Origin of the sequence: Sanguibacteroides sp. AM78-02pH3A (genome assembly GCF_027666085.1) — a bacterium.
GTDB lineage: Bacteria > Bacteroidota > Bacteroidia > Bacteroidales > Marinifilaceae > Gabonibacter > Gabonibacter massiliensis.
Genome location: NZ_JAQEHX010000005.1, coordinates 93,423 through 107,737 on the forward strand (window position 1 = coordinate 93,423; position 14,315 = coordinate 107,737).

General features: G+C 42.1%; 12 protein-coding genes. 5 read left to right on the plus strand and 7 right to left on the minus strand.

The features are described 5' to 3' along the window. The first annotated feature begins 2 nt into the window (after window positions 1-2). The gene (locus tag PGR74_RS09220) at window positions 3-620 is read left to right on the plus strand and encodes a hypothetical protein (protein ID WP_041502868.1); all 618 of its coding nucleotides are present in this window, start codon (window positions 3-5) and stop codon (window positions 618-620) included. A 185-nt stretch (window positions 621-805) separates the two neighbouring features. On the opposite strand, the gene PGR74_RS09225 is transcribed toward PGR74_RS09220, so the two are convergent. The 3 genes from PGR74_RS09225 to PGR74_RS09235 all read right to left on the minus strand — a co-directional run bounded on the left by PGR74_RS09225 (window position 806) and on the right by PGR74_RS09235 (window position 2,792). Continuing rightward, window positions 806-1,798: an NAD-dependent epimerase/dehydratase family protein gene (locus tag PGR74_RS09225; protein WP_041502964.1), complete on the minus strand. Its 993-nt coding sequence runs from the start codon at window positions 1,796-1,798 to the stop codon at window positions 806-808. Between the two features lie 9 nt (window positions 1,799-1,807). Next, complete coding sequence (locus PGR74_RS09230) at window positions 1,808-2,218, minus strand: OsmC family protein (protein WP_041502867.1); 411 nt, start codon at window positions 2,216-2,218, stop codon at window positions 1,808-1,810. Between the two features lie 223 nt (window positions 2,219-2,441). Beyond that, the gene (locus tag PGR74_RS09235) at window positions 2,442-2,792 is read right to left on the minus strand and encodes a YraN family protein (protein WP_041502866.1); all 351 of its coding nucleotides are present in this window, start codon (window positions 2,790-2,792) and stop codon (window positions 2,442-2,444) included. 307 nt (window positions 2,793-3,099) lie between these two features. On the opposite strand from PGR74_RS09235, the gene PGR74_RS09240 reads away from it, so the two are divergent. After that, window positions 3,100-3,906 (plus strand): glycogen/starch synthase, encoded by an 807-nt coding sequence (locus PGR74_RS09240; RefSeq protein ID WP_041502865.1) that lies wholly within the window; start codon window positions 3,100-3,102, stop codon window positions 3,904-3,906. 46 nt (window positions 3,907-3,952) lie between these two features. After that, the gene (gene glmS / locus PGR74_RS09245; RefSeq protein WP_041502864.1) at window positions 3,953-5,791 is read left to right on the plus strand and encodes a glutamine--fructose-6-phosphate transaminase (isomerizing); all 1,839 of its coding nucleotides are present in this window, start codon (window positions 3,953-3,955) and stop codon (window positions 5,789-5,791) included. 405 nt (window positions 5,792-6,196) lie between these two features. Here glmS and PGR74_RS09250 read toward each other — a convergent pair whose 3' ends face one another. Next, window positions 6,197-7,015: an EFR1 family ferrodoxin gene (locus tag PGR74_RS09250; protein WP_041502963.1), complete on the minus strand. Its 819-nt coding sequence runs from the start codon at window positions 7,013-7,015 to the stop codon at window positions 6,197-6,199. Beyond that, the gene (gene galE, locus PGR74_RS09255) at window positions 7,012-8,037 is read right to left on the minus strand and encodes a UDP-glucose 4-epimerase GalE (protein ID WP_041502863.1); all 1,026 of its coding nucleotides are present in this window, start codon (window positions 8,035-8,037) and stop codon (window positions 7,012-7,014) included. Before galE ends, PGR74_RS09250 begins: the two co-directional genes overlap by 4 nt. Window positions 8,038-8,163: 126 nt before the next feature. Here galE and PGR74_RS09260 point away from each other — a divergent pair, with 126 nt between their 5' ends. After that, the gene (locus PGR74_RS09260) at window positions 8,164-8,841 is read left to right on the plus strand and encodes a hypothetical protein (protein ID WP_041502862.1); all 678 of its coding nucleotides are present in this window, start codon (window positions 8,164-8,166) and stop codon (window positions 8,839-8,841) included. Here PGR74_RS09260 and pssA read toward each other — a convergent pair. Then, window positions 8,831-9,568, minus strand: coding sequence for a CDP-diacylglycerol--serine O-phosphatidyltransferase (gene pssA / locus PGR74_RS09265; RefSeq protein ID WP_041502861.1), 738 nt, complete (start codon window positions 9,566-9,568; stop codon window positions 8,831-8,833). The genes PGR74_RS09260 and pssA overlap by 11 nt on opposite strands. A 91-nt stretch (window positions 9,569-9,659) precedes the next feature. On the opposite strand from pssA, the gene PGR74_RS09270 reads away from it, so the two are divergent. Beyond that, the gene (locus PGR74_RS09270) at window positions 9,660-10,670 is read left to right on the plus strand and encodes a glycosyltransferase family 9 protein (RefSeq protein ID WP_041502860.1); all 1,011 of its coding nucleotides are present in this window, start codon (window positions 9,660-9,662) and stop codon (window positions 10,668-10,670) included. A 3-nt stretch (window positions 10,671-10,673) separates the two neighbouring features. Here PGR74_RS09270 and PGR74_RS09275 read toward each other — a convergent pair whose 3' ends face one another. Beyond that, a complete protein-coding gene (locus PGR74_RS09275; protein WP_110688590.1) occupies window positions 10,674-14,312 on the minus strand; it encodes a sensor histidine kinase in 3,639 nt (1,212 codons plus the stop codon). Between the last annotated feature and the right edge of the window lie 3 nt (window positions 14,313-14,315).

Below are 14,315 nucleotides of genomic sequence, written 5' to 3' on the forward strand. Positions count from 1 at the left end.
GCATGAAAAAAGTTATTCTACTCATTATTACGATCGTGGCTGTATTTATGATTACTCCCATTCGCGGCTCTTCACAAAATATAAAGGATTTTTTCTTTCAGGAAAAACATATATATACGCTCACGGATGGAAAAAATCAGACAGAAACCTACCAGATACAACGTTACGATAAACATACGGTTTATCTGGTTTATACCTTGTCGATAAAACACCAGACAATTCGAACAATTTCAATCAAACTTCAATTTCAAAAGAACCGTATTACCTCCGAATTCATTCGAATGACTGGAATCAGCGGAAGTATAAATCAAAAAAGCAAAATAACCGTTTTAGCGTTACCGGGAAAAAAGGGGAACAATTGTTGGACCAACCGAACATCTAAAGAACGTACAGAATACACATGCAAATACATCGAATTAACCCTAAACGGACAACACTCGTATAAAGCTTTACAGGTAAGCCGGAAGAGTCTCGACCTATCGAGTAATAAAACGGTTGCGCCTGAAGAAATCTCATTTTACGTGAAAGAGATGGGACTGATATTAAAAACAGACGGAAAAAATATTTTAAGCTATTCGACCGCATTAAATTATATACCCAACCAAATAGAGGTAAAATGACCACGCGTATACAAAAATGGATGCCTGTTATCCCGGCTTGTACACTATTAATCGTATGTGTTACCCTACTGATTTTACTTCATGCGTATCGTGCCGATACAGCTTCTTATTCCTTTCCTGTTAAAGAGGAAAACAGACACATCACCCCATCGCAAGACTCTATGCCTGCAGATTCAGCGTCCGAACTAATCTTTAAAGAATGTTGCGGTATCTTCTAAAGAATGGAAACAAAAATCAGGCAATACGCTTAACAATTTAGCACTCGAAAAACAGACCCGATGCTGAGAGGAACGTGCTGTTTCCCGTGTAAAAGCGGGTTTAGTTCCCTGCAATAAAGCAAAAAATGCCATCATCCGCCACAACGCGGAGGTCATCCAAGGATACAAAGCCACCCGAGGAGGCCTCTTTCCCGCAACGCGGGCAATCGTTGAAAACAAATGTTTATAAGAGTAATTTCCACCGCATAATACAAAACGTTCGGAACGAACTGCCGGACGATTTGCCAAAGCAATCATCGCCACGCATACGTCGCGAACATCGACATAGCCATTTATCCCGAAGGTATAGACGGGCATTCCCCGCAACGCTCGTTCCATAAGCAGAGCGCTGCTCCTTCCCTTCAGCCCTCCTCCCAGTATAATAGCCGGATTTACAATGACGGCATTCAAACCCTTATGAATAAAATTCCATACCGTCTTTTCCGCCCTTCCCTTGCTTTCCGAATACATAGAATGCACGGAACCGGGAATAACCGGCGTCTTCTCATCAATACACTCCCCCTCCTCGGCATCTCCCAACGCCGCAACAGAACTGACAAAACACAAACGTACGCCAAAACGAAGGCATAAACGGCAAATGATCTCCGTCCCTTTTATATTTGTTTCCAGTAATTTGTTCCTATCGCTCCCGTGAAAAGAGACCACGGCTGCACAATGGTACACGATAGCAGCTTCTTTCACGTAAACAGCCAACGACTCTTCATCCAAGACATCTCCCGTAACCCATCTTACCCGCTTCCCGGCGGACTCGGGCAGATCGGAATAACGAGAAAAGAGAGCCATCGTCTCGTCTGTTCGACTCTCTTTCCTTTTTAAAGCTATAATATCTTCTTCAGTTTTCGCCAGATGACATAACAAATGACTTCCCAGCAGGCCTGTAGCCCCAGTTACAAAAACCATGGCCAAAACCTACTCCGCCCAATCAAAAACAAAGTTCTGTTTTACGTCCGGGTGCAAACTCAGATGCACGGGACAAGTATGAGCAACCCGCTCCAATACCGTTTTATCTTTTTTAGAAAAAGCACGAGCCGGCATATGAAAGATAACATCAATCCCGGCTATGCGACGCGGTTCAGCCGCCATTGTTTTCGTGATCTCTATTTCCGTCCCCGATAAATCGATTCCATTGTTTTTCGCGTATATTCCCATGATCGTCATAGCGCAAGCCGCCAAGGAGGTTGCGCACAAATCCGTAGGAGAAAAAGCCTCTCCCTTACCGTTATTATCCGTCGGCGCATCTGTAACAATCGTCGTTCCACTCTGTAAATGAGTACATTCTAATCGAAGATCTCCTAAATATTTTGCTTTTACCGTTGTCATAACCTCTATCTTTAATTTTAACTTTCAAAGATAACAAATTATTTATATCCGAAACAATGTCATTTGTTTGATTTTTTTTACTTCCATAGACAGTTTTAGCATAGTTTTTGATATTTATTGAGTATCCCTTTTGACACTTTAGAATGCCGGGGAACTGACTTATCCTTTACATCACACACACTAAAAACAGAAGATACCCGGCATTCTACTCTTCCTGTACCGACTAAAACAAATCTATGGCATCGGGAATATGTTCTATTCTCATCTCCCTGCCGATCACTAATATCAGATCAAAACGAATTTCCCGTCGAATATTATTACACGTGAGATAAGCAGCTCCGGCAGCTAATAAATTCTTTTTCTTCTTTAACGACAACAACTCTTCCGGATAAGATTCCGGCACCATCCGGGATTTTACTTCTATCACCACGAGCACGTCACCGTCGAGTGCAACGAAATCCAACTCTCTGCGCCCGATACGCCAGTTCCTTTCTAACACGACATACCCCTGTTCGAGAAGAAAGCGATAAACCTCCTCCTCCCCGACCTTGCCATAATCGTTGTGCCGTGCCATATTGAAAAAATTCAATAGACCGAACCACCGTTTCCATCCCCTCGAATCATCGGCCTATATATGGATATAAAAGCAATCGTCCCATGGTAATGCCCGTATTATCAGATAAATACATACCACTCCCAATTTACAGGCTAAAAAGAGTTTTGCAATGATATATAAAACCATTGAAAACACAAAATTTTTACTACTAATTTATAATATATCTCTAATTCAAGAGTTTGATTTAAAGGATTGATTGTTTATTTGTTTTGGAATCTCGCCCTAAATCATTATCTTTGTATGATTTTTGGGAAAAGTAGTAGTTATGGCTAAAAAAAGAGTTTTATTTATCTCCCAAGAGATAGTTCCGTATCTTCCGGAGTCGGAAATGGCAAATATCGGCAGGTATCTACCTCAAGGGATTCAAGACAAAGGAAAAGAGATCAGAACATTTATGCCTCGTTACGGTTGCATAAACGAACGACGCAATCAACTGCATGAAGTGATTAGACTTTCCGGTATGAATTTGATCATTAATGACACGGATCACCCCCTCATCATCAAAGTTGCCTCCATACAAGCAGCAAGAATGCAAGTTTATTTTATCGATAACGATGATTATTTCCAAAGAAAACACGTGATTACAGACAGTGAAGGAAATTTTTTTGACGATAATGACGAAAGGGCCATATTTTTCGCACGCGGGGTATTCGAAACCGTCCGAAAATTGAGGTGGGCTCCGGATTTAATCTATTGCCAAGGCTGGTTGACATCACTCGTACCTCTCTATTTAAAGAAAGAATACCATGATGATCCGGTATTCTCAAAAGCAAAAGTAGTATTCTCGACGTATAATGATAAATTCGAAGGAAGTTTAAATCATAAATTTGCAGAAAAAGCGATCACGGAAGGTGTATTCCCTAAAGATTTGACACTCGTGAAAGAGCCGACTCATACGAATATCAATAAATTAGCATTTCAATATTCCGACGGAATCATTTTCAATCAACCCGATATCGAAGACGAATTGAAGAGATTCGCGGAGGCATCCGGGAAACCGATTTTAGAGTACCCCGGAGAGGAGTCGTACGTCGACCAATATTCCGATTTCTTCGACAAAATTATAGGATAATGTTATATGCAAACGTCACTTTCGTTTGTCTAAAAAAAATAAATATATGTGTGGTATCGTAGGTTATATTGGGTCGAGAGAGGCCTATCCAATCTTAATTAACGGCTTAAAACGATTAGAGTACAGAGGATATGATTCTGCCGGCATAGCCTTAATGAACGACGAACAGATCAACATTTACAAATGCAAGGGACGGGTTATCGATCTGGAAAATCATATCGCGGGTCAACTGCCAAAAGCGACCATCGGAATGGGACATACCCGTTGGGCCACCCATGGCGAACCGAATGATGCGAATGCACACCCGCAAACATCCATGAATCGTATTTTCTCTGTCATCCATAACGGGATCATTGAAAACCACGCTTTATTGAAAGAAAAATTAATAGCAAGGGGATATGCTTTTACCAGCGAGACCGACACGGAGATATTAGCCAATTTGATCGAATACATCTACCTGAAAGGAAAAGTTTCGGCAGAAATAGCAGTACGCCTCGCTTTAACGAAAGTCATCGGAGCCTACGGTTTAGTCGTTATGTGTAAAAACGAAAAAGACAAGCTTATCGTAGCAAGAAAAGGCAGTCCGCTTGTAATAGGAGTTGGACAAAATGAATATTTCGTGGCTTCCGACGCGACACCCATCGTCGAATATACCAAAAACGTGATTTATCTGAATGACGATGATATCGCGGTATTGAAAAAGGACGAGATGCTCCTAAAAAATTTACAGAACAATCTTCTGACACCCAATATCCAACAAATCGACATCGATATCGAAAAGATCGAAAAAGGAGGTTTCCCTCATTTCATGTTGAAAGAGATTTACGAACAGGTAAATTCTATTTACGACACCATCCGGGGACGGGTTAACGTGGAGGCCTCCGAAATTTACTTAGGTGGTATTTCCGAAATTATTCCGCAGATGATTCGGGCTCAACGTATCATCATCATCGGATGTGGAACTTCCTGGCATGCCGGATTAGTCGGAGAATATCTATTGGAAGAGTTTGCCCGGATTCCCGTGGAGGTAGAATACGCCTCTGAATTCCGTTACCGGAACCCGGTAGTCACCCCGGACGACATCGTGATCGCCATCTCTCAAAGCGGGGAAACGGCAGACACGCTGGCGGCCATTAAATTCGCCAAACAAAAGGGAGCCACCGTTATGGGCATATGCAACGTGGTCGGTTCCAGTATCGCCAGAGAAACTCATGCCGGAGTATATACGCATGCCGGCCCCGAAATCGGAGTTGCCTCGACAAAAGCATTCACGGCCCAAATCTCCGTTTTAACGATGATGGCCCTGCAAATCGGCTACCGGAAAGGAACGTTGTCCATCGAAAGTTATCACAAATACATTCACGAACTATACAATCTGCCCGATAAGGTAAAAGAAATTCTGCTTCAAAACGAACAAATCAAAAAAATTGCAGAAGCCTATAAAGACTCTACAAATGCCATCTATTTAGGAAGAGGCTGTCAGTTCCCCGTTGCCCTGGAAGGAGCCCTGAAACTGAAAGAGATCTCGTACATTCATGCAGAAGGTTATCCCGCGGCGGAAATGAAGCATGGTCCTATCGCTCTTATTGACGAAAACATGCCGGTATTTGCCATCGCAACAAAAGACAACTTTTATGAAAAGATCGTATCGAATATAAAAGAAGTACAATCCCGTAAAGGGCACGTGATCGCATTAGTCAACAACAATGATGTACAAGTTAAGAATATGGCGGAACACGTGATCGAAATCCCGGAGACCCTTGAATACCTCTCTCCTCTTTTAAACGTAATCCCGTTACAATTGATCTCCTACCATATCGCTGTGATGCGGGGATGCAACGTGGATATGCCACGCAATTTAGCAAAATCCGTAACGGTAGAATAACAGAACAAGATGATTCTGTGATTGGGTAATTCAATGATTCCGTGATTTGAAGTTCGAATCTCGGAATCATCGAATCTCTTATCCTGTTATCATCAAGAAATAATCCCTCGGGGCTTGGACGTTCTCGTCGGTCGTGTAAACGATTTTTGTTCACTACCCTCCGGGATTCGCTTCGCTCAGACCGTCCGTCGGGCAGCCGTTCCGAAAACCGAACACGACGCTCACCGTTCGCTATTGATGCCCCTTCGTTTTTATCCCTTTCCCTTCAATCAATTGTAAATTTTAATGTAGATTGTAAATTAATTTTTGATTTTAGATTTATGATTAAGATTCTGATCTTACCCTCTTCAAATCGTCAATCTAAAATCCAAAATCGTAAATCTTTTTATCTCTTAATCTCTATATTCATAGAAATAATTCCGGTTCCCGTCTTTCCGTTAATCCCTCTTCCAACTCCTGTTTATGGTAAAGATAGCCCGCATCCTCATAATATTTGGCTCCCATCGGGCATCTCTTTATACAAGCCCCGCATTTAATGCAGATTCCCGTATATTCCCGCACATCATCATAAGAAATTGATCCCATCGGACAAATTTCTACACAGAGTTTACAATCAATGCATCTATCGTTCGTGACAGGCATCACCTTACGAATGTCAACGGCATTTCCTTTGCGATCCCGGGGAGTATAATAACCGCGATAAGGATAAGGAGTTCCTTTTACCTTTACCGTAATCTTTCTATCGTCACTCTCTTTATATTTTTCCGCAACCCGGGCAGCAAACGCGTTAAGGGCTTCCGCATCCCTTCCATCCGGTCGTCCCTTGGCCAACACCCGCGAAAAGGAGTGCTCTCCGATAAACGCAGCCGCAGCTGTCACATGAAAACCCGCTCTTTCCATGATATCCCTGAGTTCTATCAACGCATCGTCATAATCCCGGTTACCGAACAAAACAACCGGAACTCCAATCGCCTCGTTTCCTTGTAAAGTTGCCAGATACTTCAACAAAACATTAGGTACCCGTCCGGCATATACCGGAGTACCCAACACCACCATATCCGTTCTTTTAAAAGCGAGAACCGTCGATCTGGCCGAAGGTAATGTGAAGTCGTAACTTTCAACCGTCACCTTCAAGATCCGGGCCATTTCCGCGGCAATAGCAGACACACTCCTCCGGGTCGTACCTGTCGGACTGAAATAAACAGCAACAACTCGATCTATCATTCCGATTTCTTTTCCAAGCTCTTTTGCCATTTCCAGGCGTTCACCATCGTCTCTTCGATCGGAGTCCCGGCCATCCAACCCAACTCCTTATTCGCTAATGTGGTATCGGCCCATACCTTCTCTACATCGCCGGCACGGCGCCCTACAATTTTATAATTAACTTTCACCCCGGTAGCACTCTCGAAAGCATGTATGACTTCCAGCACGGAAAGAGCCTTTCCCGTACCGATATTAAAATACTCGTAATTCTCTCGATTCTTTTTTTCCAATAATCGCCGGATGGCCACGACATGCGCCCCAGCCAAATCGACAACGTCAATATAATCCCTCAAGGGAGAACCGTCAGGAGTATTGTAATCATCACCGAAAACACTTAATTCTTTCCGTATCCCGATTGCTGTTTGCGTCAAATAAGGAATCAAATTATTAGGGACACCATTGGGCAACTCTCCGATAAATGCCGTCGGGTGAGCCCCGATCGGATTGAAATAACGCAGGGACAATGCACTCATGGAAGGTTCTACCCGCATAAAATCCCGAATGATATCTTCACTCATTACTTTCGTATTTCCATAAGGAGATTCCGCCTCCTTTCGAGGCGTATGCTCCGTCACGGGCAATACATCAGCCTGTCCGTACACGGTACAAGAGGAAGAAAACACGAAGTATTTCACCCCGAACTCCCGCATACAAAACAAAACATTCATCAAAGAGTTCAAATTATTATAATAATATTCCAAAGGCTTATCCACCGACTCTCCCACCGCCTTTAAAGCGGCAAAGTGAATAACGGCCTCGATATCCCTATGACGGGCAAAGAAATCGCGCGTTTCGGCCAAATTTGTCAACTCGATCTGTTCGAACTCCGGTCGAATACCTGTGATTTTCTGGATACCATCCAACACCTGAAGAGTAGAATTGACAAGGTTATCCGCAATGACAACCTCAAATCCCTTTTGTTGAAGCTCAACAACCGTATGCGACCCGATATATCCCGTTCCGCCCGTTACAAAAACCTTCATAACACATTATTTTTTTCAATTTATAACTTTCTGAGCCTCTGCTTCAGACATTACAAAGTAAATAATAATAATTCAAAATGCCCAAAAATACCTTGTGTTCGTATTCTTTTTTCTTACCTTTGCCGTATGTACAAATGCATTGAACACATAGAAGACCTTCTCTATCTACATGATTGCGTGATAGTTCCCGGATTCGGCGGTTTTATCGGTAATTACACCGAGGCCACCATTCATCCGAAAACAGGAATTTTAACGCCCCCTTCCAAAAAGGTGGTATTCAACAAGCATTTAAAGCAAAATGACGGACTATTAATCCATTGGATCGCCCGGAAAGAAAAAATCGATTACGAAAAAGCAGAACGTCGTCTATCGTTTTTTTGCGAAGAGCTAAAAGTTCGATTAAACCAAAATCAAAAAATAATATTCGGTTCTATCGGTACTTTCTACATGGATCGTCGTTTTAATATCGTATTCGAACCCGGGAAGCAAAATTTCTTAGCCGATACGATCGGCATGCACGACATAGAGGTATTCCCTTCCGGTAAAAAAAGCATCCCCGCGGAATACATTAACACGGACTCCGGAAATATAGTTACTCGCCTATTCAAATACGGACTTTCAGCCGCCATGATCACGGGTATCATAATCATTTCGCAACAAGATATATTCAAAGCGGACCATCGGGCTGAGACGAGCAACCTGCAACCAACGACTATTCAAACGCAGACAAAATCCGTTCATGTCCCCGTCATTATTTCACCCGATTGCGATTTTGTAGAATTCGATCCACTCTCTACTTTGTAGTCCATCCGGCCCAATAACCGACCAGAGAAAAAAGGATATAAAGAGGTATCAGAAAAGTTAAAAAGCCGATCTGAAACAAGATTGCCAAGAGTATGGCCGTACCGAAATAAAGATAACGCACCCGGTTGGACTTCCATGAAAAATCGGTTATTTTCAGAGAGAACATAGGCAATTCAACGACCAGCAATACGGACAAAACGACAACACACCCGAAAAGTACCCAAACATTTCCCCACAGACAAGGGAAAAGCTCATTGTTCCAATAATAAGACAGTACCAGACAAACCCAGAACAAAGCATTTGCAGGGGTCGGCATCCCGATAAACGAATAGGTCTGACGAGTATCCAAATTAAATTTAGCTAAACGAAAAGCAGAAAAAGCAGGGATAAGCAAAGGGGAATACATCAAAACATATTCAACCCACGAATAGGAGGAGTCCGGAGAATATTGAGCACCGGACAACAAGGACAGTTTGATCAACAAATGAGCCATAACAGCCGGCACCACGCCGAAACTTACCATATCGGCCATCGAATCCAACTCCTTTCCCATCTCCGACTTCACATGTAATAATCTCGCAGCAAATCCATCAAAAAAATCAAAAACCATAGCCAACAAAACCAATAAAGCAGCCACCAACAAATTATCGTACATCGCCATAAAAACGGCCATCGTTCCGGAAATAACATTCATGCAGGTGATCAGGTTCGGAATTTGTTTTCTCATAAGCTCAGGGTATTTAATACGAGTACGAAAGTAGTGCTTTTTACCCTAAATAAATCACATTTTTATTACTTTTGTCATAAAATTATCGGGCATGACTAAATTTCTTATCATTAGATTCAGCTCCATCGGAGACATCATTCAATGTATGGATATCGTCCATGGCATTAAAAATCATTTCCCTGATTCAGAAATACATTGGATTGCGCGAAAAGACATGGCCTCTTTTCTTCATATGGACAAAAGAATCGATAAGGTTTGGGAATTCGATAAGAAAAGCGGCTTAAAAGGGCTTTTAAAGATTGCCCGACAACTCAAAGCCGAACAATTCGACTACCTCTACGATGCACACAGTAATATCCGGTCAAATTTATTGAAGATGATTTTATTGCCCCCCGGCCGGAAATTACTACGCCGGAAACCCAATTACGTGCTAAGAAAAAAAGAACGCTGGAAACGATTTTTATTATTCAAGTTAGGGATCAATACATTCGACAAGCCTTTCAAAGGAATTATCTCTTACCGGAAGCCCTTGGCCCGATGGGGGATTACCCGTTTCGACTCAAACTATTCCGACTGGTATTTCCCGGCCGATTTCGAAAAACGCTTCTCTTCCTTGATCAACAAGCAAACCGTCACCCTCGTTCCATCGGCCAACTGGGAGATGAAACGCTGGCCCATCGGCTACTGGCAACAAATCATACAACTTCTTCCGGAACACAACTTCCTTATTCTTGCCGGACCGACAGATTCTTTCTGCGAAACCATTCGGGCAATCGCACCGGAACGAGTTAACAACATGGCAGGAAAAACCTCCTTGTTGGAATCTTGTTACTTAGTTAAGCAATCCAATCTGGTTATCAGTGGAGATACCGGATTCTTGCACGCCGCAGATCTTTTTCATACACCGGGTATCGCCCTGATGGGACCCACGGCTTTCGGATTCCCGACGGGAAAAGAGATCAACGTAATGGAAGTTCCCCTTCCCTGCCGCCCTTGCACAAAAGACGGACATGGCAGATGCAAACAATCGGTTTGGCAAAAATGCATGGTCGACATTACTCCCGACAGGGTAGTAAAACAAGTAGAACGAATGTTTAAATAAAATTTATATCTTCTCACTTTTCAGGCTGACCCGGAACACGGTTCCCACCCCCTCTTCACTCTCGAAAGTAATGGTTCCTCCCATGCTCTCTATGATCTTATAAGACATGGCTAATCCCAACCCCATACCTCCGGATTTCGTGGTAAAATTCGGTTCTGATATGTGATTCCGTATACCTTCAGGTATTCCCGCGCCATTATCCCTCACCGCCAACACGCCCCCCTGCTCTTCATGAGTCAAAGTAACCGTGATCAATCCCTCCCGGCCTTCCGGAATACTTTGTGTCGCATTTTTTAACAGATTTACAATCACCCGGTTAACCTGATCCTTATCTCCATATACTAAAATATCAGGCTCTATATCGCAAATCATCCGATCCACATTATTTTCGAACAAAGTGGTACATCCTTGAACCAGTTCGCTTAAATTAAACCACTCGCTGTTAGCTACCGGCATTTTAGCGAAATCAGAAAAAGCAGAAGCGATGGATGCCATATGATCGATCTGTTCCACTAAAATAGAAGATATATCTTTAAAACGTTGCCTTACCTCTTCCACATTACCTCCCTGCAAAGTTCGCTGTAAAAACTGAATATTCAATTTCATCGGAGTCAACGGATTTTTAATCTCATGAGCTATCTGGCGAGCCATCTCACGCCAAGCCGTCTCCCGTTCCGATTTGGCCAATTTTTTTACACTATCTTCCAGTTTATCCACCATCCCGTTATATTCCCTCACCAACATTCCGACTTCATCCCGCTGGTTATAAACAATCTTCTCATTCTTCCCTCCTACCCGCATCAGACGCAACTTTTCATTTACCATTTGTAAAGGTTTGGTTACCCGCTCTGCAACAATTCCCGAAAAAATGAACGCCAATACCATCACGATCATGGCAATATTTATGGCAATGATCACGAATAACATGATATCCACGTTCAACTCGTCACTCTTGGTGAAATAAGGAATGTTCAACACGTAAGCTTCACCATTCTCCAACATCATCGGAACATAGGCCGCCATATAATCCAGCTCTCCAATCTTCTCCTCTTGAACGAAACTCGTCGCCTTTTCTTTCACTAATTTCCGGTAAGCGATAGGGTTCAGCAAGGTTCCCCTGAATCCCTTTTCAAAGATAACGGGTTGAGAAGTTGCCACCAACGTCCCCGTCTGATCGTATATATTAATATCCACCCACAACATACTGGCAATCTTGTATAAAATATCTTGAATCTGAGGACACACCTGTACATCGATACAATCATATTTTTCCAATTCTTTACTGATGTATTTGGATATCTGAACTACCTTCATACTCTGTTTTCTTTCCACACTATCGGTGTTCACAACGATACTCATCACCGTCATAATAATGAAGAGGGCGCTTATCAATGAAATGATATTGTTCTTAATCCGTCTCTTCAAGGTCTCCCGCCTGAAATTTATCCATTCTTGTTCCTCGAAACGGAAAAACAAACCATACGAAGAGAACAATACGCACACGAAAATAGCGTAAAGCACATTCAGGTAGTAAAGGGCAAAAACATCGTCTCCTAAACTGATCACGAAAACCCCGCTTTTACCGACCGGAATAATCATATGCGAATAGTGGTCTTTTGTCAGAATCTCCACGTGTTCGAAATCAGTCTCCCCGAATTGTTCCAGCCGTTTATAATAATTGAACTCTCCATGGGAAGTCAACAAAACCCCATCTTTATATTTTGCATACGAATAAGGATAAACAACTTTCCTATCCTCCGACGCCTCTTTTGACAGTACCTGTGAATACCCGATGGCCTCCCCCTCATCTTTTGAATCGAATCGCAGGTACAATTTATCCGGCCCCGCAGGGGTATTAAAATCAAAAAGTCCTACATACGAGATCACTCCATCGAAGTCATCGATATTATAAAAGGAGGTATTCTGTATTCGTACTCCCGTACTATCGATCAATGTACGGAAATAGGAGCTACAGTCTTCTAACGTAAAACCGGGTTCCACCAACAAACTATCCTTGTCGGTACATAAAAATACCCGGCAATCGAAATAGAAACCGGAAAGATCGGTCAACTCATTCAAGATTTTACGGGTAATCCCCTCTTCATCCCGAAGACCGACCAAGGAATCCAACTCTCTCGAATTTTTGATCACCTGATCTATCTCCATCAATTTTTTTTCGAACTGCGAATCCCGTTCTCCAATAATTTCCGTCGCACACCTTGCCCTGATCGTTATCTCCCGGTGTACCTCACTACTTTTAGATAAAAAGATAACATATACAGAAACAACGACTAACGCTATCATAAAAATACTCTTTTGAGCGTCAGGTTTTACAAGGTACACGTTTAAAATAAACAGTATGTATAAAGATAACGTGAACAGACACTCTAAAGGAGTAAGAGAAAAATCAAAAAAATAACACAAAGCCGCACAGAACGCCAATACGCAAACCACTCCGATAGTAACCTCTCTCAAAGAAAAAATATTGTAAAAATAACGCACTGACCCGTTGATCAATACAAATAATCCCATTCCTCCAAGAATCAGGGTGATAAAAGCCACCACCGAAGAAAAATCGATATTTAAAAAACGAGCGATATTCAAACTGACCTGCGTATTCTCGATCAAAGAGTTAATAGAGAAGTGCAAAAAATTCGTATACAAAAAAGCAGAGAAAACAAATCCCAACAAAAAAAGATACCTGTATCGTATTAACCGGGGCTCCTGATACTTTATCCGCAATTTATTGAGCGTTATATACAGAAAATGGGTCAGACAAAACATCGTTAAAAACAGGTCCCCTACCGGCAAAACCAGATTCCACTCGGAATTATCTGCCTGAAAAATGGCAAAATGGTACAAGGTGTAAGGAATCTGATACTGCACCATCAATACCCGAAGTACAACCAGACACACGAAGAAACTGAAAACCGCAATCAATTGAACACGAAAAAACCGGACTCGATCCAACACCACTTCGTAAGCATAAAACAATAAATACAAAAAAACAAGGTAGAGAATCAATACAAAATAATTGGGCAGGAAATTTTCATAAGCGACGTGACGTTCTACTTGAAACAATCTCTCCCCCTCCCGATTATACACGGTAGGTTCGTTCTGTACCTGAGGGATATGAAGGATCACGCTTTCAGCATCTTCCACGTTGACGCCAAAAACGGAATTAAAATTATTCTTGATATAATTGTTCGTATAGGGATAATCATCTTTTAAAAAAATCAAAGCGAAAAAATCGATATCCCCCACCGAGTGCCGTCTTATATCATAATAAATATTATTGATCTTAACCAGATTGCCGGCTTCTTTCAACTTGTTATACAGATCTGTTTCTCCGACCTGCTCGCTACTCCAATACCTTAATTCTCCACGTTCAAAGGCGACTAAAATAACATTCTCATCCTTCCATTCTATATTACTGATGTCCTTTGAGATAACAATTTTTCTCAACTGTTCGTCGACATGACGTTCTTCCCGATGCAACCGCTTTTCAAAAATAGCCAACTGTTCCTCTTCGGTTTGTGTCCTGATGATGTATTCCCAAGACAAAGCCGCAAAAAGGCACACAAACATCAATAATATAACGATCCAAAATTTCTTCATTTCATTCTCCTTTAACCATGCCATTCG

Bases quoted from the DNA above. Each gene is read 5' to 3' on its own strand.
- PGR74_RS09220 (WP_041502868.1), top strand. From the start codon at position 3: ATGAAAAAAGTTATTCTACTCATTATTACGATCGTGGCTGTATTTATG.
- PGR74_RS09225 (WP_041502964.1), bottom strand. From the start codon at position 1,798: ATGGTTTTTGTAACTGGGGCTACAGGCCTGCTGGGAAGTCATTTGTTA.
- PGR74_RS09230 (WP_041502867.1), bottom strand. From the start codon at position 2,218: ATGACAACGGTAAAAGCAAAATATTTAGGAGATCTTCGATTAGAATGT.
- PGR74_RS09235 (WP_041502866.1), bottom strand. From the start codon at position 2,792: ATGGCACGGCACAACGATTATGGCAAGGTCGGGGAGGAGGAGGTTTAT.
- PGR74_RS09240 (WP_041502865.1), top strand. From the start codon at position 3,100: ATGGCTAAAAAAAGAGTTTTATTTATCTCCCAAGAGATAGTTCCGTAT.
- glmS (WP_041502864.1), top strand. From the start codon at position 3,953: ATGTGTGGTATCGTAGGTTATATTGGGTCGAGAGAGGCCTATCCAATC.
- PGR74_RS09250 (WP_041502963.1), bottom strand. From the start codon at position 7,015: ATGATAGATCGAGTTGTTGCTGTTTATTTCAGTCCGACAGGTACGACC.
- galE (WP_041502863.1), bottom strand. From the start codon at position 8,037: ATGAAGGTTTTTGTAACGGGCGGAACGGGATATATCGGGTCGCATACG.
- PGR74_RS09260 (WP_041502862.1), top strand. From the start codon at position 8,164: ATGTACAAATGCATTGAACACATAGAAGACCTTCTCTATCTACATGAT.
- pssA (WP_041502861.1), bottom strand. From the start codon at position 9,568: ATGAGAAAACAAATTCCGAACCTGATCACCTGCATGAATGTTATTTCC.
- PGR74_RS09270 (WP_041502860.1), top strand. From the start codon at position 9,660: ATGACTAAATTTCTTATCATTAGATTCAGCTCCATCGGAGACATCATT.
- PGR74_RS09275 (WP_110688590.1), bottom strand. From the start codon at position 14,312: ATGGCATGGTTAAAGGAGAATGAAATGAAGAAATTTTGGATCGTTATA.